We start from the raw sequence: 25,349 nt of genomic DNA on the forward strand, positions 1-25,349 counted from the left end.
TTATTCGCTGTCTATCACAGACTGGATCGTCTCGATGGTATCTTCCACAGACTCACCTGCCCACATAGCCTGGATCGCGGTACGTGTGGCATCTCTCAGGCCTGCATTCGGATCATATTCTGCCGGTTCTGTAAGGAGAATCTCTGCCTTTGCAAAGTTATCCTGGAAATCAGTTGTGATCTGAGGCTGGTTTTCAAGGGGCGGGATCTCTTTAAGTACTGACACATAACCGCCGGCTGATTCTTCATTTCTCTGCATCATATATTTTTCCTGGGTACATGTCTTTAAAAGCTCCAGAGCTGCTGCTTTTTCTTCTTCTGTGGCGCCTGATGAGATACTGAAGATATCACTGCTGCCGCCATGCCATGCGTTCTGGTACTGGGTGTAATCTGAATAATATGGGAATGCCATGTTCACTACATCCTCAGGATTTTCCATTTCTCCTGTTACCCTGCCAATAAAATAAGCATTCCTGAATGTCATCGGAGACTGTCCTGTAAGGAAGAGCTGGCATTCTCCTTCTCCGTCCAGAGTGGTAATACTGTCGCCCAGATATCCTTTATCAGCCCAGGACTTCATTGTGGTCAGTACATCCTTTACTGCGTCGTCCTCATATGATGCTTCTCTGGAAGCTAGCTTTAAGGCAACTTCATTTCCGGAGCGTTTAGCCATCAGCAGAGCGAACAGATGACCGCCTCTGAATGTACTCTTATCTCCAACAGGAAGCGGTGTCACGCCATTTTCCAGAAACTTGTCACAGGCTGCCTCAAATTCTTCAATCGTCTCAGGCAGTTCTATTCCATACTTATCAAACATGGCCTTATTGCAGAAAAGAGAATCTGCATAAGCCGCATAAGGGATTCCATATATGCCGTCGATACCGTCAAATTTGATCATATCGAACATGTTCTCATTAAAAGTATTATACCACTGGGCATCTGCCTCCAGATCTTTTGTCAGGTCAGCTACCAGACCGCTTTCCACATAGCTCCTTGCAGTACCTCCTCCGTATGTCATAAAGATCGTAGGCATATCTCCTGTTGCCATGGCTGTCTTAAACTTGTTATTAAACTGAGTCTCGTCAGTGATGGATTCGTCAACCACCGTAACTTCCGGGTGGGCCGCCTTATATTCTTCCACACCTTCTCTGAAAGCCTTTGCATCTACTGCTGTGTCATCTCCATACCTGGAAAGGATCGAGATCGTTACATTTCCCTCCCCGTCCGCTGCTTCAACAGCTGCCGCGCCTGTGAAAGGCAATACCATTGCTGCCGCCAACAGGATACTCATCACTTTTTTCTTCATACTTAATTCCTCCTTTGAGATTTTCCTCACTCTTGTATTTGATTGTGACCACAGTATACCATCCGGTTTTTATTAATTACATGGAATTTTTTTCTGCGGCATGGAATTTTTAATGTTTGTTTATCCATTTTTTATATTTTCAGCAGATTATCCAAATATTGGTATAAGTTCTGAATCCTATTGACGTCCCACACCCCAAAGAGGTAGTATAGGCCCAGGGGATATTGAGCGGAGGTAAACATATGGACAATCTACTTAAAAAAGGCGCCGGACACCCTTTAGGGCAGGCGCGGCACCTGAAAAACTCATGGCTTTCGCGGACACTGGCGCGCACTTCAATCACCTGGAAAATACGGATCGGCATGTTAATTATATCCATCTCCATACTGATCTCATTTATGGCTGTTTCGATCACTTATACTTATAAAAATATGATGTCATCCTCTATAGAAGCAGCCCGCAAAAACCTGGTGTTTTCCCAGAATAACCTGGATAATATGCTGAATATGGTGGAGAATTATTCTATTCTCCTGCTTTCTGACGAGAAAATACAGGATATATTAAGCTCCAGGAATGCTCCAAAAGACTCTGTCCTTTCACAGAATCAGATCATGATGAGGAACAGGATCAATGCGATCGTAGGATCGTTTGAGACGATCAGCGCAGTTCTCATCTATGACATATATGGAAATATATATGATTCGGGCATTACCCTCCTGAATGAAGAAAGCGCCCAGGAGAACCTTCCTGAAGATCTTCCTGTCTGGATACCCACCGAAGACGCCCCTTACTACATAGCAGTCCCCGGCAAGACAATACGCCCCTCCGTTGTCTCCTTCACACGCCATATTTTTGATTACCAGACAGGGCGCAGGATAGGCACTGTGCGTATCTGCATCGATGAGTCATATATATCCAGGACATATTCCGACAGCATTGTGGATGGAGAAAGCATGTATATGATCTCAAGAGATAATATCTTGATCAGCAATCCCGACAGCAGCCTTCTTTATACGAAATGTACCCTGCCTACTGAACAGTTTACATCAGACAGGAATTATATTTCCGTAGATAAAAACTATATCATGTATGAGGATTATGACAGGCTGGACGCCTGGCTCATCAGTTCCCTTCCAAAGCATATCATACAGGATAGATTAAACTCCATGATACGCTATATGCTCATGATCGGTTCCTGTCTCATCCTTCTGTGCATCGCTATCTCATCTTTGATATCCAGGAATCTGACGCACAATCTTTCCAATCTCACCAGTGCAATGAAGACTGTCTGGAATGGGAACTGGAAGGTAAAGGTGGAGAATCATTCCCAGGATGAAGTGGGGGTCCTGACCCACACCTTCAACAAGATGCTGGCGGAAATAGAGAAAAAAACAGACAGTCTCGTACAGGAGCAGAAGGTAAAGCGTGAATTCCAGCTGGAGCTGCTGAACCAGCAGATCAATCCACACTTTCTGTACAATACTCTGGACAACATATGTGCTCTCGCAGAGCTGAACAGGATCGAAGAATTGTCTGAAATGGTAAATAACCTGACCGATTTTTACCGGGGTGTTCTCAGCAAGGGAAGCATTGTGATCTCACTGGAACGTGAGCTGCATATTGCTGAAAACTATTTAAAAATCATGCAGATACGTTATTACCACAGCTTCTCTTATACACTGGAGGCCCCCGCCTCAGTGATGGAGAACACCGCCCTGCGCCTGACACTGCAGCCTCTTTTGGAAAACGCTGTCTACCACGGCTTTGAGACACATGAGCCTGGAGGAATGATCAGGATCCGCATCAGGCCTTTCTCCTCCTTTTTGATCGTCTCTGTCTGTGACAACGGAGCCGGAATGGACAGAAACACTCTCTCCTCCCTGTTCGGTGAGAGCCCGCCCGGCAGCATCAAAAAAGGCTTTGGCCTTAGAAATGTACATGAACGTATTCAGCTGTATTATGGGAAAAGTTATGGAATGAAGGCTTACAGCCGCTATGGATGCGGCACACAGATACTCATTAAAATACCGCGCTGTAACTGGAGGGATAAGACTTATGCTGAAAATACTCATAGCTGACGATGAATACTTTATACGTGAACGTTTGAAACATCTTGTAGATTACCAGTCACTGGGATATGAACTGGCAGGAGAAGCCGCCAATGGTGAAAAAGCCTGGCAGCTGATCAGAGAATTAAAGCCTGATCTGGCAATACTGGATATCAAAATGCCGCTGTTGTCCGGCCTGAATATCGCCCAGAAAATACATGAAGAGCAGCTGGGGACAAAAGTCATAATCCTCACCAGCTATGATTATTTTTCCTATGCCCAGGAGTCAATACATTATGGCGTTTTTGCCTATCTGTTAAAGCCGGTGGACAGGCTGATGCTCACGGACGTGCTGCAGGATGTGTCAAAGAATATCATGGAATCCCGTCATCTGCACACCATGGCAGACCAGTACTATACTGAAAAACAGGCAAATATATTCCTTAATTATCTTCAGGGCGATACCCTTCCCCCTGAAGATAAACCGCTCTTTGACGAGCTTACAGATAAGTTCCCCCATGACACCCCTTTTGCCCTGTGCCTGATCAAAATAGAAAATAAAGACGGAGAGCCTTATATCCTCAAAAATCTCCTGTCGCTCATTAAAGACCAGCATATTTTTGAGGATTTTTATCCCTTTATTTATACAGATAATATCTGCGGCCTGCTTATATTTGAACCGTCTTTGACAAGGCTGGAGGCCCGTTATTACAAGGTATCCGGCTGTATACCGGAGACTTTTTCCCGGCCTTTTGTGATCATATCCGGGGAGCCCTGCCTTGATTTTACCCGTCTTCCCGAAGAATTCCAGGCCCTGCTCTCCCTTATTGGACATTCCGTATTTTTAAAGAAAAACAGGATCTACTGGCTGGATGAATGCCGTGATATCACAGCCTCCCCCCAGAGATTCCTGTGCAATTTCCGCGCCGCCTTCCTTATAAGCCTGCGGTCAGGCAATCCTGAGAAGGCCTGTGAGGTGTTCACAGAAGCACTCTACAGCATGGCGGAAGAGGCTCCTTCCGCATATAACCTCTCGATTGTTCTCTCTGAATTTTTCCTTTCCTGCAGCATCTATACAAATGAGATCCAGGAAGCCTCAGGTACAGATAATGCCTTCTATGTACATGAATTAATGGAGAACTATCTTTCGCTGGAAGAAATAGCCGCATGGTGCAGCAGTTACCTTTCCTCTGCCTGCCATTATCCCTCCTCCGCTGAACATGCCAGCCCAAATATCCTTGTCTCCAAGGCCGTAAGCATCATTGAAGCATCCTTTGCAGATCCTGATTTAGACCTGTCTTTTATCGCAGACAAGACGGGATATACATCCAGTTATCTGAGCACTACATTTAAAAAAATTACAGGATTTTCCATCGTCCAGTATATAACAAAATACCGGATGGAAAAGGCCCGCGCCCTCCTGTGCGACGGCAGCCTGAAGCTGAAGGATATCTGCGACAGGATTGGATATACAGATGTATTTTACTTCAGTAAAAGGTTCAAAAGCTTCTATGGATATTCACCCTCTGATTATATGAAGATGAACCGTCCCTAAACCACAAAGACCTTATAACTGCTGCCCGGCACAGTCCCTTTTTCCAAAACACATGGATCTGCCGGTCTGCCTGCATCATCCAGGATCATGACATGTTCTCTGTACTTGAGCTTCAGCGGGCTGCCTGCTTCTGAACAGATAACTGCTTCCTTCAGCCTGCCTTTTTCCCAGGTTATATCTGCCCTGAAATTGCCCTGGGCACAAAGGCCGCTGACTCTCCCGCTCTCCCATTCATCAGGCAGAGCCGGAAGAAGCCTTATCACACCTCCCTGGCTTTGCAGAAGCATCTCCATGATGCCCGCGGGCGCACCCAGATTTCCATCGATCTGGAACACATCTGATTCACCTTCAAAGCCTGCTCCCAGAGGCGGATGGTATGCAAACAGATTCAGATACGGTGAAATACGTATCAGCCGTTCCAGATACCTGTAAGCATTTTGTCCGTCCCCCAGCCTGGCGTACAGGCTGATCAGCCAGGCACAGCTCCAGCCCGTCTGTCCGCTGCCGTTTGATGTCCGTTTCTCAAGCAGTTTTTCCGCGGCCTCTGTCAGTTCACTGTTTCTGCTGTCCGTTATGAGTTCTCCTGGATACAGCCCGTACAGCAGTGAAAAATGACGGTGGCCTTTCTCTGTCTCCTCATAATCTTCCTGCCATTCCTGCAGGCACCCATCAGCCCCTGTTTTATACTCCGGAAGCCTTGGCAGCGCCTTTTCGATCCTCTCCATGATCTCATCCTCCAGGCATAAGACTTCCCTGATATAAAGCATATGTTCAAACAGTTCCCTTATAAGGCTGATATCCAGTGCAGATGAATATGTGGCAGAGCACACTCTTCCCTTCTTATCCCTGAAGGCATTTTCAGGACTGGTTGACGGGCATGTATGAAGTTTCTTATCTTTCCCCTCCACCAGCCAGTCCAGACAGAACAAAGCAGCCCCCCTCAGTAAAGGATAAGCGCATTCCCGCAGATATTCCAGATCCCTGCTGTACATAAAATGCGTATACAGCTGTGCGCAGAGCCAGACTCCTCCCATGGGCCAGTATGCAAACTTTGCCTCCCCTGCCACAGGTGAAGTCTGCCTCCACAGATCTGTGTTGTGGCAGGCTGCCCACCCTCTGCAGTGGAACTGTTCTCTGGCCGTTATCGTACCCTGCACGCTCAGATCCCTGACCAGATCCATATAAGGCTCTAGGCATTCCCACAGACCAGACTCCTCAGCCATCCAGTAATTCATCTGTGTATTAATATTTAACGTATAATTGCTGCTCCATGCCGGCCTCAATTCCTCATTCCACAGCCCCTGCAGGTTGGCAGGCTGTCCTCCCTTCCTGGAGCTGCTGATCAGCAGATATCTCCCATAGTTAAAATAAAGGGCAGAAAAAGCCGGATCCTTCTCCCCTTCCCTGAACTTAGCCAGCCTTACGTCTGTTGGACAGCCGGAAAAAGCTCCCTCTTCCAGATCCAGAACAACCCTTTTATACAGCCGGCTGTAATCCTGGATATGCAGCCTTTTGGCTTTTTCAAAACCTGATTCCAGTATAGACTTTTCCCTCTTTTGGACCCTTCCCCGCAGTATGGAAAAGTCTGATTCCAGTTCCTTTCCATAGCCCTGATACCCGTTCTCACAGACAATGCATATTTCTGCTTCTGAGGCATCCCTGATATGTATTCCCCCGCTGTCAAGTCTCACTCTCCCGTCAGTATGCAGCAGCCTGACACTGCATACAAAATGGATACCCTTTTTACCTTCTTCGTAGAGTACCGCATCAGGACATTCCACATAATTTGGCTCCACATGGGAAGGCGCTTCCCCCTCCATCCAGTATGCTTCTCCATCTGCCATGCACTTATGGCGCAGCTTAGAGTCCAGGTACATCCGCAAAGAGATTCCTCCCTGCCCTTTACATGTGATCTTCCAGAAAACTGCATTCTGCGGGAAGGAGGCAAACAGCTGCCTCTCAATCCTCCTGCCTCTGTCCGCAAATGAGGTGGTTATCACAGCCTGCTCCAGGTCCAGTATGCGCCTGTAGCTTTCTGTGGAAGTGTTATCTATTCCTTCATACTCCAGGAGGAGCGTGCCCAGAGGCATGTAGGATTCATTGTAGAAGCCCAGCATATGATCCCGTATGAAGTCATCTGCTTCCCTGTAATCTCCCCGGAATATGAGTTCTCTTGCCCTTTGGAGAGTTTCCTTCTGTATCTGCCTCTCCTGCCTTGTCCCCGTTCCTGACCACAGAGTATCCTGATTCAATGTGATCTTATCCTCCGCCGTCCCGCCATATGCCATCCCTCCAAAGCTGCCGTTTCCAAAGGGCAGGGCGTCTGTAAAAACAGCAGCCGGCCTTTCATACCACAATTTATTTTCCATACTTTCTCCCTTCTGCTCAAACCAGGCCTTCTGCAATTGAAATATCTCTGACACAGATCTTTCCCTGTGTTACAAATACAGAAATGCTTTCTCCCGGCGCTTCATAACATCTGCTGCTGAGGGCAGTCCCATTTACATACAGAACACATGCCGTCCCGTCCTTTATGAAACGGATATGGAACCTGCCGCCCTCAGGAGTGGGAAGCTGGCGTTCCAGGCCCAGATTCATGCACTGGAACCAGGGCCAGTTTGGATTCTTTTCGAAAATCACTCTGTTTTCATGCAGGCAAAAATGATACTGAAATGACTGTCCTGTTTCCTCATTTTCCAGAAATCTCAGCCCGAAATCCTTAGTGCCCTCACCTGCCTCTATCTCCATCTCCAGCCTGAAAAGTTCCTCCCGGCTGCTCCCGATCCTGACAGCTGCCCTTCCGTCCCCGCAGGCCGCCTCTCTTTCCTGCAATATCCTTTCTCTTCCAAATGCCTGCCACAATGTATCCGGAGGCATAACCCCCAGCGTACCATCTTCCCTCTGACAGACCTCATGGGGGACAAAGACACCGGCCCACTGGAAATTTCCAGTATCCTCATTATTTTCTCTCGTGGGAAGCCATCCGAAGAGATATCTCTTTTTGTCCAGCTCACATGTCCTGGCCGCATAGTAAGCCCTCCCGTCAAACGCTTCCTCCTTTGGCGCTATCCATGGGCCATGCAGGCTTTTTGCCATCCTGTAGACCATCTTGTCACGGTCACTGTATTCAGAGAAAATATGGTACCACCAATCTCCCATCCTGAACAAATCCGGCATTTCATGCATGGTATATATGCCCGGAGCATAAAAATCACCTTTAAAACTCCACTCCTTCAGGTCTTTTGACGTAAAATAAACTGTGCAGCCTGTCTGTGCCGTCTTAGGAGACATTTTACGAGTCCCCAGGATCAGAAGGTATTCCTGTCTCTCCTTGTCCCAGAGTACGAAAGGATCCCGCCAGTCACCAGGATCATAGCCGGCCTGAGGCGTAAAGGTGAGACTGCCTTTGCATTTCTCCCAGTGTATCAGGTCATCGCTCATGGCATGCATCAGGACCTGGGGCTTTTTCCCCTGTTTCTCGTATTCTCTGTTGTAGCCTGTATAAAAACTGTGGAACCTGCCTTCTGCCTCAAATACACATCCAGCAAAAATGAACTGGTCCTGTTCCTCATCCGTACCTCCCGGGATCACAGTCCCATAGTCCTCATAATGTACAAAATCCTCCGTCACGCTGAGGCTCCATCCAAACGGCTCCCCAAAGGGAACAGGATTGCGGTTATCCCTCTGGTGGAACAGATAAAACTTTCCGTCATATGCAAAGGGCATACAGTCCCCAAACCAGGTGCCCGGCACCTGATAGTATAATTGATGCATTTCTTTTTCCAGCTCTTTACTCATCCTTTTACAGCCCCTCCTATCGTCAGTGAATTTTCAATTTTTTCGCTAAAACACAAATATAAAATAATCGTAGGAATGCTCGCCAGCATCATGGCAGCCCCCATTGCTCCCCAGTTAGTACTGTGCTGTCCCACAAAGGATGCCAGTCCCGCCGGAAGTGTCTTCAGCTTATTGCTGGATATCAGTACAGTGGGTAAAATATATTCGTTCCATATGCCCAGGGCTGAAAACAGCATGGCAGAGGATATGGCAGGCTTTACCAGGGGAACCATAATGGAAAGGAAGGTCCTGTACACGCTGGCTCCGTCGATGAATGCCGCTTCCTCCAGCTCAGTGGGAAGCGCCCTAAAGGATACAGACAGGATCATAAAGGGAAATGCCAGATTAAATGCAATGTACGGCAGGATCAGCGCCCCGTAGGTATCAGCCATTCCCAGATCCTTGATCAGCACTGACAGGGGAATCAGGCTGACCTGAAGCGGTATAAAAAGCCCTATGGAAATAAACATAGAAGCCAGTCCTTTAAGTTTCCAGCGCATCCTGGCTACAGCGTATGAGAAAGGCAGCACGAGAACAAAGATTCCTGCAAGGGAAGCCGCTGTGGTCAGGACACTGTTTTTGAAATAAGTCAGCACATCAAAGGTCGTTACTGCCTTCACATAATTGATCCACTGGGGATGGAGCGGCAGCCCAAAGGGATTTGAATAAAAGATCTCATCATTTGTTTTCAGAGAATAAAATCCCAGATAGATAATAGGGTAAAGACTCAGCAGGGCAAATGCCACCAGGATTACCGTTGCCGGAAGATTCACTCTGTTCATTGAACGCTTCTTTTTCTCCATCTTCTTTTCCCCTCCTCCTCTTTATTGGAAAGCAGTGTATTTATCAGCATCAATGCACACAGGCACTGAAGGATCAGGACAACTGCCACCGTACATCCGTAGCCGTATTTTCTTAATTTAAACGCACTCCTGAAGGTCATATATGTCAGACTGTAAGTAGCTGTCCCCGGCCCTCCCTGGGTAAGCAGCTGCATCTGCGCATATATATTAAACCCGCCTGTCACAGCAAAGATAAGGCATGTGCGCAGCGTATCCTTCATCATAGGAATGATGATCCTGAAATTTGTCTGCCATCTGGATGCCCCGTCTATGCTGCTGGCCTCAATATATTCACTGGGTATAGCGTTTGCAGAAGAATACATGATGACAAACTCATATCCCATATACTGCCAGGCATTCACAAATGCAATGACAAAGATCGCTATAGATTTATCAGACAGCCAATCCTGCTGATAGGAAGATCCCAGCATTTCCAGGACACGGTTGATCAGGCCGATCTCCGGATTCAGTATGGAAGACCACAGCTGGCATACTGCCGTCACTGATAAAACTACCGGTATAAAGAAGCTGGTTTTAATAAATTTTTTGCATTTTATGCGTTTGTCTAAAAGCAGCAGGGTCAGAAACAATCCCACAATGACCTGAAGCAGCACCAGCACCCCTGCCACCAGAAGGCCATTCTTAAAAGACCTGGCAAATAATTTGTCCTGAAACAGCTTTATGTAATTATCTATTCCGACAAAGGTCCCGCCAGTCAGCCCGTCCCAGTCATAGAAACTTTTTATTCCGGTCTGCAGTACCGGATAAAAGGCAATCAGTCCGAAGAACAGCAGACAGGGCATTGTAAAAATAAAAATCGTCTTTTTATCAGCCAGCATTTTATTCATATATTTCTCCTTATAAGAACGAAGGTGCGCAATGCGCACCCCCGCGAGTCTGTAACTTGGATAGCGCAGCTTTTGTTCCGCGCGCGCAGCGGCCCTCTGTTTTTGTCAGTTTGCAGAATCCACCAGATCATCGATCGTGTCGATCACTTCCTGTGCATCCATGCCTGTCAGCATCTCCTGAAGCGTTTCCACAAACGGTGTTGAAAATTCTACGTTTGGCAGCGCATGTGTCCATGTAGTATCGAAGGTCATCTTTGATATCTCCTCCCCTTCTTTTATGGAAAGTTCAGGGATCTCTATCTCTGGTTTGATATCAGGATCAATAGAGATGATCTTCGGTATCTTTGCCTGGTAAATATAGCCTCCTATGATAGATTCCTCAGCAAAGATGGCAGCTACATCTGCTACAAGATCCGGATCTTCTGTTGTTGCTGACACAGCTACACCCTCATAGGAAAAGCCGCCTGCAAACGCATATGGATTCTGCTCATTTTCTTTTCCCGCATCTGCCATAGGATAGGACTCAAAATATCCCAGGTCGTCTCCCAGCTTTTCTGTCAGTGAGCTGATATCCCAGTCTCCATTTATAAACATTGCTGCCTGGCCTGTAGTAAACAGGCTTTGGGCTGTCTCATAATCAGTAGATGTGGCTCCTGCCTCAAAGAACCCTAAGTCAACCAGGTCTATCATTTTTGTAATTGCCTTTGTGTATCCTTCATCAGACGCATGGGCTTTTCCCTCTGAAAGTGCCTTCAGGCCGCCTGTATTATATTTCATGGCAAACATATCAAAAAATCCGCCGATGACAAAACCTTCCTTTGCAAAGATTGAACAGGGAATGATATCTTTTTCTATCAGCTTCTCTGAAGCCTCTTTCAGTTCCTCGTAATTTTCAGGAATCTTTATGCCGTTCTCTTCGAAGACTCTTTTATTATAATACAGGAGCAGTGCCTGTGCCCCTCCATCCGGGAAAATATATGCTTTCCCGTCCGTATAATAAGGCGTATCTTTAGCTGAATCCAGAAGAATGTCCTCATAACCTGTTGACTTCACATATTCATCCAGAACAAGAAGACTGCCGCTGGTAGAGAGAGCTGCCACATCACCTGCATTCACATGCATAATATCAGGAAGATCACCTGTTGCCGCCCGTGTCTTTAATGTCTGTCCATCATCCTGGGGGTGTGCTTCGATTTCAAATTCCAGATTCGGGTACTTCTCTTTTACTTTGCTTACAGCATAGTCTATTGCCGGCTTCTCTTCCTCGCCATAGTGAGAAAAAATCTTCAGTGTTCTTTTTGCCTCTCCCTGCTTTGTTCTTTCCTGCTTCGTCTCCACTATCCTGGCCTGTTCTTCTTCATCCTGAATTTTCTTATCACCATCCTGTATTCCGCTTCCTGCACTGCAGCCTGCCAGCATAGACACTGCCATCGCTCCGGCCATTATTACGCTCAACATTTTCTTCTTCATTACCGTTCCTCCTTATGTTTTCTGATATCTTTATTATTCCATATCCTCTTTATATCTTCCAGGCTTCTGAGGGCCGGAAATAGAAAGATTCAAGACTGTTTTCCCATCCAATTCCTTCCATTTGTACAAATCAGGACTTTTTGTAAAATTCAGGCAGGTTGGCCAATTCTCTTTTATCTTTCTCCTCCTATGTTATAATAAGCACATAGACACTAAGAAGATATCATTATAAGCAGGTGAAAATTATGGAAAATACCGGGAATAAGATTGTCTCACGTTTTTTTGAACTGTCTCTGAAGAAAAAGCTTGTACTCATCATACTGTTCTGCATTTTTGCCCAGAATATCTTCCTGCTGCTGTTTTCAAACAGACTGCTGAACCGCCAGGAGATCAAAACAGCCCAGCAGCATGTGGATAATGAATGCTTTCTCATCAATAAGCAGCTGGAAAATATGTATCAGAATACAACCCTTTGTGCAAATGAATTGATTAAAGAAATAAACCAGATCCTGTCTAAAAAAACATCAGGCGCATCACTGCAAAGAAGCATCACTTATTCTCTTAATTATAACCTGCACCTTTTTCCGTTCCTCACATCCATCATCTATTATCCTGAAGACGGACAGCCTATTGCTGCAGGTTCATCAGGGACTATAGACCCCTCCCTCATCCGGGACTCCATTCTGGACAGCCTCACCAGCCCCATGCCGCCTGAAAATATTTTTCTCCCCCTGGAATGGCGCCCCTGCCTGGGTATTTCAGACGAACCGGTGCTCACATTCTATAAAAAGGTATTACATATTGATTCCGGGATAACGCTGGGGCACCTGCTTCTCACCATGAAGGAATCTTCTGTATCTGCCCTTTTTACGAACTCCTCCCAGCACTATTACCTGATAGACGGTGCTTACCAGATCGTGTCTTCCACTGACAAGGCGGAAGTGCTAAAACAATGTCCTGATGAATTAACGACAGCTGTTTCCCCTTCCATTACTGGAAACACATCGCTTACAATAGGCGGTATGGAATATTTCCTGTCCTGGCATCCCATTGACAGCCTGGGGTTCACCCTTGTTAATCAGATCCCCATGTCTGAACTGACAGCAAATATCTCCTACAACAGCCTTCTGCTGCTGTGTGTGGGAATCCTGACATGTCTTACTGTTTTCATGTTTATTGCGCTCTTTACACATATGATAACAAAGCCTCTGGGATATTTAAATACGAAAATACAGAATGTGGAACACGGCGATCTTAAAACACGTTCTACTTTGGCTCGCCAGGATGAAATAGGCAGGATCTCAGACAGCTTTAATGCCATGGTCTCAGAAATTGATAAATTGACAGAATGTATGAAGGAGGAGCAGAAGCAGAAAAGAAAATATGAACTGTCACTGATCCAGTCGCAGATAAATCCCCATTTCTTCTATAATGTCCTGGATGTGATATATGTAATGTGTTATCAGAAGGATACAGAAAATGCCGCCACAGTCACAAGATACCTGGCCAATTACTACAGGAATTCTCTGAGCAACGGGCAGGAAGTCATTTCCCTGCAGGATGAATTTGATATTGTAAAAAATTATCTGGCTATCCAGAAATACCGCTATCAGGATATCCTGAATTATGATATCGTTCTGGATCCCATGACCGCCTCATGCAAGGTTCCTAAAATGACTCTTCAGCCCCTGGTGGAAAATGCTCTCTACCACGGCTTAAAGGAGAGCCGTCACGGCGGCTGCATCCGCATCATAGGCCGTTTCCTGTGCGGTAAGATACTGCTGGCCGTGTCTGACAACGGCAACGGCATGACAGAGGAATACTTAAAAGAGCTCTTCGAAACAGAGGAGCAAGAACACCATTTTGGAATGCAGAGTGTAAAAAAACGTCTGATCCTGTATTACAACACAAGCTGCAGATTCCGTGTATTCACGAAACCGGGACTGGGCACAACTGTCCTGATCATGATCCCTGCCAGTCCTCTTACAGAGACTCTTTAATAGAAGGAGAAATACTATGATTAACGTATTGATTGCTGATGATGAGATACTTTTCAGAAACTATATGCTGACTGCGGTTGACTGGAACGAGCTGGGTTTTTCTATCTGCTGCGTGGCTCAGAATGGTGAGGAGGCATTAAATTCCCTCACCTCCTTCCGGGTCGATATTGCTTTCTTAGATATAAATATGCCTTATGCGGACGGCATCAGTGTGGCATCCCGCATACGAAGTGAATCACCTGATACGCTGATCGTATTTATTACAGGTTACTCAGACTTCACTTATACACAGAAAGCCATCCAGCTGAAAATTGAAGATTACCTGCTCAAACCTTTTTCCCCTGAGGACCTGACAAAGCTCTTAAAGCAGCTGAAGCAGAAAACCGCCCTGCTCCGCTCACGCCAAAAGGCTGAACGGCAGGCAAACCAGCTGATGATGGAACAATATTTTAATTCCCTGCTGGGCTTCTGCGAACAGAGTCCCGGCATTACATCCCCATCACTTTTCCCTGACTCCCCCTGGAATATCTCTGAGTATTTCATGGCCGCCGTGGTGGAAATCGGCTATCTGGGCGTAATTGAATCCAGCCATGAAAACCTTCCCCTCTGGAAGTTTTCCATACAGAACTGCCTGGAGGAGACGCTGTCTGTACCGGGAAAATTATTTATATTTAACATTCCCTGTGACAGGATCGTAGTCCTTTTTAACTTTAAGGACTATGCGTCTGCTGCCACCTACCCCTACAGCAGGCTGCAAAAGGCTGCGGACCTGATCCGCTCCTGGTTTTCTGTCACACTGTCCATAGGCATAGGTGAGCTGGAAAAGGGTATTGATTCTATTCCCGTATCATTTAAAAAAGCGCTCCTCGCCCTGCAGGCCAGAAGCACAAAAGAGGAAGGAAATCTTTTCTATCATAAAGACACAGATCTGCAGTTCTCGAAAGGTTTCTACAATCTGGAACTCCACAACCAGGTCATGTTTGCGCTGCGCCAAAACAACCTTTCTGAGCTCTCAGAAATCTTAGAAGGACTTGAGAAGGAGATACTGACAAAACACTACGATTCTGATACCGTTCAGACTATTTTTACCTCCATATTTTCCCTGTGCCTTGCTTTTGTCATGGAGAAGGACGGAAATGTTATGGATATACTGGACCAGGATTTTGTCCGCTACCAGTCCTGCTTTGCCGGTTCGGACATCCGTGAGAGCTGCCGCTTTTTATATTCTCTGTTTGAGAAGGTCCTCGCCAGATACTCCAGCATAAAATCCACCCGCTCCTTAGATGTGATCCGGAAAGTGCAGGAATATGTGGCCGGACACTATATGGAGGATACACTCTCAGTGGAGGATATCGCCGCCTATGTTATTCTAGATTCCAGCTATATACGCAAGCTATTCAATAAATACATGAAATGTACTATAACGAACTTCATCCTTACGACAAGGATGGAGCATGCCAGGCAGTTATTAGAAGACGGAGAGACAAATATTACTTATATTGCATCCCTTACGGGCTACAAGGATTCCGGTTATTTCAGCAAATGCTTTAAAAAGTATTATGGTGTATCACCAAAGGCTTATTCACATTTAAGGTCCTGCCCATGACAGTACCGTCTATTCTGTGCTCTCCGGCGGGATATGACGCCGGGTCTCTGCATCCAGCTCTCTGCGAAGTTCTCTGAGCAGTTCATCTGCCTCAAAATACTTCCTGCCATATTCCAGATTGAATTCATAGTCAAAATCTTCCGGATTCCTTCCCTGATTATGCTGGATGATGGTTTCGGCCTTGTCCAGAGCCTTCACAAGGTGAGCTTCCGGCGTCAGATTTTCGTCATATTCCCGCCAGATATCGAGCCACTTCTTCCCAGAACTGCCCGGCAGAAGTGAAAACACCTTTTCCACAGACTGCTTTTCCTTCTTATGCTTCAGCTCCTCATCAGGCCTGAGCGCAGCTGATATATCTCCGTCGTATATCTCTCCTAAGTCATGCACAAGACACAGCTGGTACACTCTGACCGCATCAAGGCAGGGATATTCCTCCAGAAATACACCTGCTAAAAGCGCCAGACGCCAGGAATGCTCAGCTGTGCTCTCCTGCCTGCCCCGGGCAGTCCACGCTGTTCTCAGAGTTGATTTCAGGTTTTCCGTCTCTCTGATAAAGTCCAGATATTCTGTAATTTTTTCCATGTCTCTTTTCCTCCTGTATTTTGATTCTGCCCTCAAGCAGATGCTTTCCTTTTGGCTGATCTCACATCTGAGTATTACTATTCAGCAACGTTCTGTAATTCATATGATAATTCTTCCAAAATCTCCTCCGCCCCTTTTAACTGAGCCTGTACAATATAGAGGCTCTGCCTGGTATTCAGCACATAGATTTGAGGAACTTGCCCTCCTTCCATCTTACCGGTCTGTTTTTCTATTTCCAGGCTGTACTTTTGAAGCAGTCTGACACGTGCTCCTAACAAGTCAACCGCCATCTGTTTATCCAGGGCATTGATAAAAAACATACCTATATGAAAGGGTGTTATATCATAATCAAAATCTGAGAGATAGCCAGTAATTGTGTCCATAAACTCCTGCCTTCCCCTGTCAGTTACTGTGTAGACTGTTTTATCCGGCATATTACCGGATTTTTCAATGCTTCCGGTAATATATCCCTTTTTTTCAGCCGCTTTGAGCGTTGCATATACGGTCGAACTGGCAATATTATACCACTCCCGGACATTCATTGTTGTCAGCCATTTATTCAGCTCATAAGCATTCACCGGCTGCTGTTCTATGATTCCAACAAGTATTGTCATTGTCTTTGAAAACATAAAATACCTCCTTGACATTGCTATGTATATATACTACTCTATATATAGAGTATTTATTTTAATTTATTATTCAATCATAACATCCTGCTGTAAAATTGGGAAGATGAATAACTTAATAAAATCAAAGGAGGCATATAAAAATGATCTGTGATTTACTTACACTGAACTGGGAAGAAATATCCCGGCAGGCTCCCGGAAAACTTGTTGTCTTTCTGGGTATAGCGCCTGTTGAGGAACATGGCAGGCATCTGCCCACAGGAGTAGATTTTTATGAGACAAGATACTGGATAGACGGCGCCATCAGATTTCTGGAAAATGAACACCCGGATTACTGCTACGGGACGCTTCCCGTAATTCCTCTGGGGTTCGCTGATATGGGCATGTTTCCCGGCAATATCCATGTAAGCAGAAAGTTGATATTTGATGTTATATACGAAACTGTAAAGGCTGTTGCAAATTGGGGTGTTAAACACATCATCGTGATTTCAGGACATGCTGACCCTCTTCACTCAATTGCCATAGAACAGGCTTGTGAAAAAATAAATACAGAAAATGGCATAACAGCCTTTGCCCCTATGGGCTCCATATTTAATGCCAACCAAAAAGGTATTGTCTCCGAACAGCCGGAAGAACTTACTGAGAATACCCGGAAATATCCAAATGACTTTCACGCCGGCTGGATTGAGACTTCATGTATGCTGGAAATTGCACCCGAATATGTAAGCCCTGACTATCATACAAGGCCGGATATTTCCCTCAGCGGCAGAGATATGATGGATCCCGTCAGGACCGCCGCCCTCATCAGGGATGAAGGACATATCGGTTATCCTTCAAGGGCCTCCGCAAAGCTGGGCGCCATGCTGAATATGGATATGTCACGGCAGATAAAAGAAGCCGTCTGCAGGTTCCTTGACAGAAAAGGGTATCAGTGTTATGAAAAGCACCCTTTATACGATATTCCTGGTTTCAGGATAACAGATATTTAATCCTCATCAGAGGGGTGCCCACCGGCGCCCCTTTCACAGCGCCCTGGCATACTCAAGAAGAGGTTCAGTCTGCTCCTTTGAACTGCAGTCAAATGAATGCGATACCATGCGGTATGCCTCACTCTCACCCCCAGACTTTTTCAGCATCTTCCTGAACAGACTCATCAGCACTCTGTCCACAGTCCCCATCTTCTCGTAGGAAAGTCCGCCATGGAAATAGAAGACCCTTATCCTCTCCCTCTGTGCCCCTGTCAGATCCTTTAAATTCATTTCTATAGCTTTCTCAACCTCAGGCGAATCAGGCGGGGTAGCCCCTGTGGCATACACAATAATGCGTTTTCCCTCAAGCGCGGGCAGCTTCTCCTTAAACCACTTAAACCCTTTAATACTCCCTGCATGGGCCCAGCCCCCGAAAATAACACACTCATACTGTGACAGATCTGCCTTGTCACGCTCCTTATAGGGAATCATCTGATATCCCAGCTCCTCACATATCCATTTGGCATACCTCTCAGTGAAACCTGTCTTGCTGTTGTAAATAACTATTCCTTTTTTCATTTCTTTATCCCTCCTGATTTTCCACTCCACTGCACTGACTCCAGCCAGCACAGCCGCCTGTATTCGTCACTCCGCAGTCTCTTTCGCCTCTCCTTTTATACGTGCCGCAAGCGCTTCATACGCCTCCTCCATCTGCTCCATGACCTGACCTGCTGATATTTCCGGACCTGCTGAAGCCAGAATAAAAGATACACCCATGGTGTAGGTAATCATATGGTAATGCAGGCGGCGGGCCGCTTCCAGACTGATATGATGCTCCTCTGCCAGAAATTCTGCCACCTGGGGGCTGCTCTCCTGCCTGTATATCTCTTCCAGCGAGCCAGCTCCCTCTCTCCTTCTCATAAAGTACATCTTAAATAAATTGGGCTCCTCCCGGGCAAGGCTGACATATGAACGTCCAATGCTCTTAAAATAATCTGACGGTTGCATATGTTCCGCCACATACTCTTTAAAAAACCTGCCTGTTCTCTCCGCTACCTCCTGCTTCAATGTTTCCATATTAGAACAGTAGCTGTAAATTGGCTGGACAGAGCAGCCGAGCTTTCCGGCGATATTTTTTACTATAACCTGATCCCCGCCGCCTTCCCGTGCAAGTTCAAATGCAGCTTCTATGACCATATCCTTTGTGATTCTCTGTTTTGGCATATCTGTTTTCCTTTCTCAGGGCCGTGCGCTTTATATAGTGTTATTTTATATAATATATTTATATAACTCATTTATATAAATATATTATATATTATTTAGAACTAATGTCAAGCATCTCTTTGATTTATCTAAAAGGAGTGATAAGTATAAGCAGCCTTTTCCGGGGCACACTATAAATATTACTGATACGTTTCCCTGGGAGGTCTTATGTTTCCTGACAAAATCTATTATGAACCCGGCATTCTGGACTACACGCTGGGACAGCAGCTGAAAGAAAAATATAAAGAAAAGCCCTGGATTCCCATCCAGAGCCATAACAATATCGAGGAACTACGTTCTAACCCCAATTCCTCATTTCCAGCTATGAAGCAGCACCTCATCATCGGCACAAGGAAGACCCACCGCTATGTACCGAACCAGAAGGTCTCTGACTTTCTGGTCCCTTACACTTCTTCAGGCTGCACAGCCATGTGCCTGTACTGCTACCTGGTTTGCAATTACAATAAATGCTCTTATCTGAGGCTCTTTGTGAACCGTGAAGAGATGCTGGATAAAATTATCAGAACCGCCGGTCGCTCCCACAAGGATCTGACCTTTGAGATCGGCAGCAACAGTGACCTGGTACTTGAAAATACCATTACCGGAAATCTGGAGTGGACCATAACAAACTTTGCCCGTACCCAGAAGGGCCTTCTGACCTTCCCCACAAAATTTGATATGGTCGGGCCTCTGCTGCCGCTGGAGCACAAAGGCCGCGTTATCTTCAGGATGAGCGTCAATCCCCAGCCCATTATATCAAGCGCTGAGTTTGGCACTGCCAGCTTAAAAAGACGGATCCACGCCCTTAACCTGATGGCTGACGCAGGCTACCGCACTGGTATTCTGATCGCTCCTATCATCCTGACAGACAATTACCAGGAACTTTACAGCACACTTCTGGATCAGCTCTCTGACGAACTGTCAGCAAAATCAAGGGAAAATTCCTTTCTGGAGCTCATCCTCATGACTTACAGCTTCGTTCACCGCAAAATAAATGAAGAAGCGTTTCCCGCCGCAGCCGACCTGTACGATGCCTCAAAAATGACAGGCCGGGGCATGGGGAAATACTGTTACCGGCCTGAAGTCCGCAGGGAGGCTGAAGAATGGTTCACAAACGCCATCCATGAAAAGCTGAAGGGAATGAAAATCCTCTATATTTCATAATCCAGGTTCGAACAGATCAAACAGGCTCAGCTGTCCCATATCAGATTTTACCTTCTGCTGTTCTGCATCTTCTCTGACTGCATACTCCTCTGGAATATCAGCAAGAAATACAGAAGTCCCTTCCTGCGTGAGCAGGATCAGCTCTTCCTTCGCCCTTGTCATGCCCACGTAAAACAACCTGCGCTCTTCCTCCATGTCCGCAGGATGTTTTTCGTTTTCCAGCGGAATCGTGCCCTTCTTGACGCCGCACAGCAGAACGGCGGGAAATTCCAGCCCCTTGGAGCCGTGGAGAGTCATGAGTGTCACAGCATCAGAGTCGTAATGCCTTCCCTGGCAGCGCTTCAGATCTCCCTCCTGGGCAAAGGACAGATCCTCCAGAAATTCTCCCATATTCTTATAGAACACAGACATGCCGGCCAGCTTGCCAAGGGCCTTATCCTCTGAAAGATCCATATCTTCCATCCAGGCTTCCAGGATCTTCTGAGGCTTACCTTTCTTCAGCTGCAGACTGTATTTTTCTTCCATAGTGCTGTATATACTGTCAGATATCTCATTTTCCCCCAGTCCCCACATCAGTTTGAGGGCTGTTTTCTTTGCCAGTATGTCTCCCTTATCTGCGATCGACCTGAAGAAGCTCACAGTCCCCCTGACTGTCTTCTCACTCAGGAAATCATCCCTTCCCGCGACTACATAGGGTATCCCCTCTCTCTGAAGACATTTTTCCAGCAGTTCTGCCTGATGATGTGTCCTGTAGAGCAGCGCAATGTCTGAAAAGCTTCTTACCTTTCCATCCCGCCTGTTCTCCTTTTCCATATGGCTCTGGGTATCCAGCATATCAATACCGCCTATCAGCCTGTTGATTTCCTTTGCAGCAAAAATAGCTTCTGAGAGGTCACTTTTGGCTTTAATGATCCTGACAGGATCTCCCCCGGTACAGAATGGCTCCAATACTCTCTCTTTGCCTGGATTTACAGAAATGACAGCCAAGGCGCTGTGTATGATCGGCGGAGCAGAACGGTAATTTTTCCTGAGACTGACCGACACTAAATTTTCATAATCCTCCGACAGCCTTTCAAAACATTTAGAATCTGATCCCCTGAACCCATAGATAGACTGGTCAGGATCTCCAATCACAAAAAGCTCTCTGCCTCCCCTGTTCCATTCCCTTATCAGCTCATACTGGATAGGATTCACGTCCTGAAATTCGTCTACAAGCAGGTATGAAAATCCCCTGTGCTTTTTCTTGTCTTTTGCATTTTCCTTCATTATCCTTATCGTCTCTGTGAGCAGGTCATCAAAATCCAGGATATTCTGCTCCCTCAGCTTCCTTTGGTAGCAATTAAATGCGGCATCTATATCTGCCTCTGCCTGCGGATTATATTCCATCTTTTTTAATGATACAAGCCCCAGAAATTTCTTCGGAGTGAGCTTCAGCCCGCATTCCTTTATGGCCTCCTCAGCCAGTTCCAGAGCCTCCATCTCATCTGCCAGCTTAAAATCCAGCCCCTGGTTTTTCAGGAATTCGCTGCATATAGAGTGGAAAGTACCGATATTCATCGCCCTTGACGCCCTCTTGCTGCCCATGGCCTCATTCAGCCTGTCCTTCATTTCCTGGGAGGCCTTTTTTGTAAATGTCACTGCTGTTATTTCTGAAGGGCTTACTCCCCTCTCCTTCAGCAGGTAGAGCAGTCTTGTGATCAATGTCTTTGTCTTTCCAGTCCCCGGACCTGCAATTACAGCAACAGCGCTGGCAGCAGTCACAACTGCCGTCCTCTGCTCCTCATTCAGGGGATCCAGAAGGCCGCATTCCACTCTGGCTCCTGCTGTCTGGGAAATCTCCTGTACCTCCGGCTCCGCTGCTTTCTCTGTCCGCCGCAGCCTGCGTTCTTCTTCCTCCTGTTCTCTTTTACATATATTGTCAGGGATCTTTTCTTCTGACGCAGCCGCCTCCTGCTGCATATCCGGGAAAAGAGAGAGCTGTCCCTCCAGCCCATCGATCTCAGTCTGCTTAAAAAGCCTGACTTTCCCATACTCGCCGTCAAAACCGGGAGACAGCAGAACCTTCCCCTCCCTCAGTCTTCGCACACCCTCAGATACAAGATATCCTGATGCATGGCGGATATCCTCTATCGGAGCTTCCCGCAATATATAAAACTCCGGCCCCAGCTTGCGGAGTATCTCCATATACTGCTGTGTGACCTTTACACTGGCAGACGGACGCCCTGTAGATGCCGCTATCACCTCCGGCAGCGGCACTATGCTCTCATAGGGCCTGGCGCCGTCAGGCACAAAACCTTCTGCCCTGTCCGAGAGCGCATCGATCCGGTGTGAGACGCCGATTGTAATCTTCCTGCCGCACACGGGGCATATTCCCCCATATGCTTCTGCCTCCTGCGGGCTCAGGCACAGATGGCATTTCCTGTGCCCGTCAAAATGGTATTTACCCTCCTCAGGAAAAAATTCAATAGTCCCGGCAAGCCCCATTCCTTCCTGGACTGCCCTGTACAATCCCTCATAAGACAGCGGGATATCCAGCAGATTTGCCTCTCTTCCCAGCTTTGCGGGAGAATGGGCATCTGAATTGGACACAAGATTATATCCATCAAGTGCAGACAGCCTCCAGTTCATGGCAGGGTCTGAGGACAGCCCTGTCTCCATGGCATGTATATAAGGCGTCAGATCCTCAAAACACTCTTCCACAGTATCAAAACCCGAGAAAGCGCCAAAGAGGGAAAAATGAGGAGTCCAGATGTGGGCCGGTATAAAGATTACCCTGGGGCACAGCTCAAGCGTGATTTCCAGAAGATCCCGGCAGTCCAGCCCCAGTATGGGGCGGCCGTCCGAGTGGATATTCCCGATGGTCTCCAGCTTTTTTGACAGCTTCTGGGCATCCTCAAGGCCCGGCAGCAGTATCAGACTGTGCACCTTGCGGACTTTTCCGTTCTTTTTGTAAATCGAACTTATTTCTCCTGAAATTACAAACCTGGGCTGCATACAGCTGCCTGCCAAATTATCTTCTATTCTGTATTCTTTTTTTAATGTGTAAAGGCCTTCCTCCGCCTCCTCCAGCTTTTCATTTAGTTCTTCTCTCCAGGCCGGATGCGTAAAATCACCCGTACCCAGGATATTTATTCCCTTTCTCCTGGCCCACAGATCAAGATGTTCCGGTGTGCATTCCCTGCTGGTGGCCCTGGAATAACTGGAATGGATATGTAAATCTGCTATGTACATTTTACACCTGCTCTCCTCTTTCTATTTTTTATATACTTAATGCCTCTTTCATTTATTTTCCAGCTGTAGTAGAATGTATCAGGGAAGATGCTGTTTATGATTTAAGCAGAATCCCCTCAGAAAATTATTTAATGGGAGAGATCACATCATGAGTAACACACAGAGCAAGACCTTAATGACAGAGGGAAGTATATGGAAAAAGATCATAGCCTTTGCCATACCGCTGTTTCTCGGCAACCTTTTTCAGCAGCTCTACAATACAGCCGATTCGCTGATAGTAGGAAACTTCCTTGGCAGCAATGCCCTGGCAGCCGTCAGTTCCTCGGGAAATCTTATCTTCCTCATGGTAGGTTTTTTTAACGGGATCGCCATGGGCGCCGGCGTAGTCATCGCCCGGTATTATGGCGCCAGAGATATTGACCGCGTGCAGAAGGCTTTGCATACCACTATTGCTTTTGGTATCACAGCCGGTATCCTTCTTACTGTCATAGGTGTTGTCATGGCTCCCATCATACTTGTGTGGATGGGAACACCGGAGGATGTTCTTCCTAATTCTGTCGTCTATTTCAGGATATATTTCTGCGGCTCCATCGCCTTTGTCCTTTACAATATATTCGTGGGGATACTCCAGTCTGTGGGTGACAGCAGAAGGCCGCTCATGTATCTGATCATATCATCCGCAGTCAACGTGGTACTGGACCTTTTACTTGTAGCAGTATTCCGCTTTGGTGTAGGTGCTGCCGCCCTGGCTACCATCATATCCCAGTTTGTGAGCGCTCTCCTCTGTTTCAGGCATCTGCTCAGGGCACCTGAAGACTACAGGGTATCTATTAAAAAGATACGTTTCCATATCCCGCTGCTCCGCCAGATCATCTCAAATGGTCTTCCGGCAGGCATACAGAACTCTATCATTGCGTTTGCAAATGTGGTTGTCCAGTCAAATATCAACAGCTTTGGCAAAATGGCCGTGGCCGGCTGCGGAGCCTACTCTAAAATAGAGGGATTCGGATTTCTGCCGATCACCTGCTTTGCTCTGTCCCTGACTACCTTTGTCAGCCAGAACCTGGGAGCGAAACAGTATGAAAGGGCGAAAAAAGGGGCCCGCTTCGGTATCCTCTGTTCAATCATCATGGCAGAGCTGGTGGGCATTATCATCAATGTATTTGCCCCTGCCCTGATCGCCGCATTTAATAATGACCCACAGGTGGTGGCCTTTGGAACAGCCCAGGCCCGTACAGTCACCCTGTTTTACTTCCTGCTGGCCTTTTCCCACTGCATCGCAGGCATACTGCGCGGGGCCGGAAAATCCACGGTTCCCATGCTTGTCATGCTGTGCTGCTGGTGTGTGATCCGCGTTACATACATAACAGTCATCGTACACTTCATACCTGTAATCAACGTCATCTTCTGGGCATACCCATTGACATGGACCTTAAGTTCCATTGTCTTTCTGATCTATTTCCTGAAGGCTGACTGGGTACATGGCTTTGAGCATTGATCCCTTTGTTCAGAACAGGCCGGCGGCATTATGCCCCGGCCATACTTTCAAGCATCTGGCCCGCGTTCTCAGCCGGCTTCACCTTCGTGAATGCTTTCTCGATCATTCCATTTTCATCAATCAGATATGTGGTCCTCACCACACCCATTACCTTTTTACCATACATATTCTTCTCCTTCCACACATCATAGGCCTGTACAGCCTCCAGCTGCGTATCGGACAGGAGTATAAACGGAAGTCCGTATTTCTCTGCAAATTTCTTGTGGGATGCCACTGTATCCTTGCTTATCCCGATCACTACAGCATTCTTCTCCGTAAAATCAGGATAATGTTCTGCAAATGCGCAGGCCTGTTTTGTACATCCTGCTGTATTGTCCTTGCTGTAAAAATACAGCACCACTTTTTTGCCTCTGAAATCCTTTAAGGATACCTCACGGCCCTCCTGGTCCTGCAATGTAAATTCCGGGGCCTTGTTCCCTGTCTCCAGCATATCACTACCTCTTTTC

19 protein-coding genes are annotated in these 25,349 nt (G+C 46.7%); 7 read left to right on the forward strand and 12 right to left on the reverse strand.

Going from position 1 to position 25,349, the window contains the following annotated elements; genetic code table 11:
- A complete protein-coding gene (locus NSB28_RS22210; protein WP_109747848.1) occupies window positions 1–1,305 on the reverse strand; it encodes an ABC transporter substrate-binding protein in 1,305 nt (434 codons plus the stop codon).
- A gap of 242 nt (window positions 1,306–1,547) precedes the next feature.
- Here NSB28_RS22210 and NSB28_RS22215 point away from each other — a divergent pair, with 242 nt between their 5' ends.
- Window positions 1,548–3,383 carry a cache domain-containing sensor histidine kinase gene (locus NSB28_RS22215; protein WP_109747849.1) on the forward strand — a complete coding sequence of 612 codons (1,836 nt, stop codon included), beginning with the start codon at window positions 1,548–1,550 and terminating at the stop codon, window positions 3,381–3,383.
- Window positions 3,361–4,908, forward strand: coding sequence for a response regulator transcription factor (locus NSB28_RS22220; protein ID WP_257497811.1), 1,548 nt, complete (start codon window positions 3,361–3,363; stop codon window positions 4,906–4,908). Before NSB28_RS22215 ends, NSB28_RS22220 begins: the two co-directional genes overlap by 23 nt.
- On the opposite strand, the gene NSB28_RS22225 is transcribed toward NSB28_RS22220, so the two are convergent.
- From NSB28_RS22225 to NSB28_RS22245, 5 genes are all read right to left on the reverse strand, one after another.
- Window positions 4,905–7,277, reverse strand: coding sequence for a glycoside hydrolase family 95 protein (locus tag NSB28_RS22225; protein WP_257497812.1), 2,373 nt, complete (start codon window positions 7,275–7,277; stop codon window positions 4,905–4,907). The genes NSB28_RS22220 and NSB28_RS22225 overlap by 4 nt on opposite strands.
- A 16-nt stretch (window positions 7,278–7,293) precedes the next feature.
- Window positions 7,294–8,706: a glycoside hydrolase family protein gene (locus NSB28_RS22230; protein ID WP_257497813.1), complete on the reverse strand. Its 1,413-nt coding sequence runs from the start codon at window positions 8,704–8,706 to the stop codon at window positions 7,294–7,296.
- Window positions 8,703–9,548, reverse strand: coding sequence for a carbohydrate ABC transporter permease (locus tag NSB28_RS22235; protein WP_109747852.1), 846 nt, complete (start codon window positions 9,546–9,548; stop codon window positions 8,703–8,705). Before NSB28_RS22235 ends, NSB28_RS22230 begins: the two co-directional genes overlap by 4 nt.
- Entirely contained in the window at window positions 9,524–10,435 is a 912-nt protein-coding gene (locus NSB28_RS22240; RefSeq protein WP_109747853.1) for a carbohydrate ABC transporter permease, read from the reverse strand. The genes NSB28_RS22235 and NSB28_RS22240 overlap by 25 nt, the downstream gene beginning before the upstream one ends.
- Before the next feature lie 105 nt (window positions 10,436–10,540).
- Window positions 10,541–11,905, reverse strand: a complete 1,365-nt coding sequence (locus tag NSB28_RS22245; RefSeq protein ID WP_109747854.1) for an ABC transporter substrate-binding protein — start codon at window positions 11,903–11,905, stop codon at window positions 10,541–10,543.
- A 245-nt stretch (window positions 11,906–12,150) separates the two neighbouring features.
- Between NSB28_RS22245 and NSB28_RS22250 the strand changes: the two genes are divergently transcribed.
- Both NSB28_RS22250 and NSB28_RS22255 read left to right on the forward strand, forming a co-directional pair.
- The gene (locus NSB28_RS22250) at window positions 12,151–13,905 is read left to right on the forward strand and encodes a cache domain-containing sensor histidine kinase (protein ID WP_109747855.1); all 1,755 of its coding nucleotides are present in this window, start codon (window positions 12,151–12,153) and stop codon (window positions 13,903–13,905) included.
- Window positions 13,906–13,921: 16 nt separating this feature from the next.
- Window positions 13,922–15,511 carry a response regulator gene (locus tag NSB28_RS22255; protein WP_109747856.1) on the forward strand — a complete coding sequence of 530 codons (1,590 nt, stop codon included), beginning with the start codon at window positions 13,922–13,924 and terminating at the stop codon, window positions 15,509–15,511.
- A gap of 9 nt (window positions 15,512–15,520) precedes the next feature.
- On the opposite strand, the gene NSB28_RS22260 is transcribed toward NSB28_RS22255, so the two are convergent.
- Together NSB28_RS22260 and NSB28_RS22265 are read right to left on the reverse strand one after the other, a co-directional pair.
- Window positions 15,521–16,093 (reverse strand): HD domain-containing protein, encoded by a 573-nt coding sequence (locus NSB28_RS22260; protein WP_109747857.1) that lies wholly within the window; start codon window positions 16,091–16,093, stop codon window positions 15,521–15,523.
- A 77-nt stretch (window positions 16,094–16,170) separates the two neighbouring features.
- Window positions 16,171–16,722: a PadR family transcriptional regulator gene (locus NSB28_RS22265; RefSeq protein ID WP_187374173.1), complete on the reverse strand. Its 552-nt coding sequence runs from the start codon at window positions 16,720–16,722 to the stop codon at window positions 16,171–16,173.
- Between the two features lie 140 nt (window positions 16,723–16,862).
- Between NSB28_RS22265 and NSB28_RS22270 the strand changes: the two genes are divergently transcribed.
- The gene (locus NSB28_RS22270; protein WP_109747859.1) at window positions 16,863–17,708 is read left to right on the forward strand and encodes a creatininase family protein; all 846 of its coding nucleotides are present in this window, start codon (window positions 16,863–16,865) and stop codon (window positions 17,706–17,708) included.
- Window positions 17,709–17,741: 33 nt separating this feature from the next.
- Here NSB28_RS22270 and NSB28_RS22275 read toward each other — a convergent pair whose 3' ends face one another.
- The gene (locus tag NSB28_RS22275; RefSeq protein ID WP_109747860.1) at window positions 17,742–18,266 is read right to left on the reverse strand and encodes a flavodoxin domain-containing protein; all 525 of its coding nucleotides are present in this window, start codon (window positions 18,264–18,266) and stop codon (window positions 17,742–17,744) included.
- A gap of 66 nt (window positions 18,267–18,332) precedes the next feature.
- Window positions 18,333–18,911, reverse strand: a complete 579-nt coding sequence (locus tag NSB28_RS22280; protein ID WP_109747861.1) for a TetR/AcrR family transcriptional regulator — start codon at window positions 18,909–18,911, stop codon at window positions 18,333–18,335.
- 207 nt (window positions 18,912–19,118) lie between these two features.
- Between NSB28_RS22280 and NSB28_RS22285 the strand changes: the two genes are divergently transcribed.
- Window positions 19,119–20,114: an SPL family radical SAM protein gene (locus NSB28_RS22285; RefSeq protein ID WP_109747862.1), complete on the forward strand. Its 996-nt coding sequence runs from the start codon at window positions 19,119–19,121 to the stop codon at window positions 20,112–20,114.
- Here NSB28_RS22285 and NSB28_RS22290 read toward each other — a convergent pair.
- The gene (locus NSB28_RS22290) at window positions 20,109–23,345 is read right to left on the reverse strand and encodes a UvrD-helicase domain-containing protein (RefSeq protein ID WP_109747863.1); all 3,237 of its coding nucleotides are present in this window, start codon (window positions 23,343–23,345) and stop codon (window positions 20,109–20,111) included. The two genes, NSB28_RS22285 and NSB28_RS22290, sit on opposite strands and share 6 nt — an antisense overlap.
- A gap of 148 nt (window positions 23,346–23,493) precedes the next feature.
- On the opposite strand from NSB28_RS22290, the gene NSB28_RS22295 reads away from it, so the two are divergent.
- Window positions 23,494–24,843, forward strand: a complete 1,350-nt coding sequence (locus NSB28_RS22295) for an MATE family efflux transporter (protein ID WP_109747864.1) — start codon at window positions 23,494–23,496, stop codon at window positions 24,841–24,843.
- A 28-nt stretch (window positions 24,844–24,871) separates the two neighbouring features.
- On the opposite strand, the gene bcp is transcribed toward NSB28_RS22295, so the two are convergent.
- Window positions 24,872–25,333: a thioredoxin-dependent thiol peroxidase gene (bcp, locus tag NSB28_RS22300; RefSeq protein WP_109747865.1), complete on the reverse strand. Its 462-nt coding sequence runs from the start codon at window positions 25,331–25,333 to the stop codon at window positions 24,872–24,874.
- Between the last annotated feature and the right edge of the window lie 16 nt (window positions 25,334–25,349).

Source organism: Murimonas intestini (assembly GCF_024622195.1).
GTDB lineage: Bacteria > Bacillota > Clostridia > Lachnospirales > Lachnospiraceae > Murimonas > Murimonas intestini.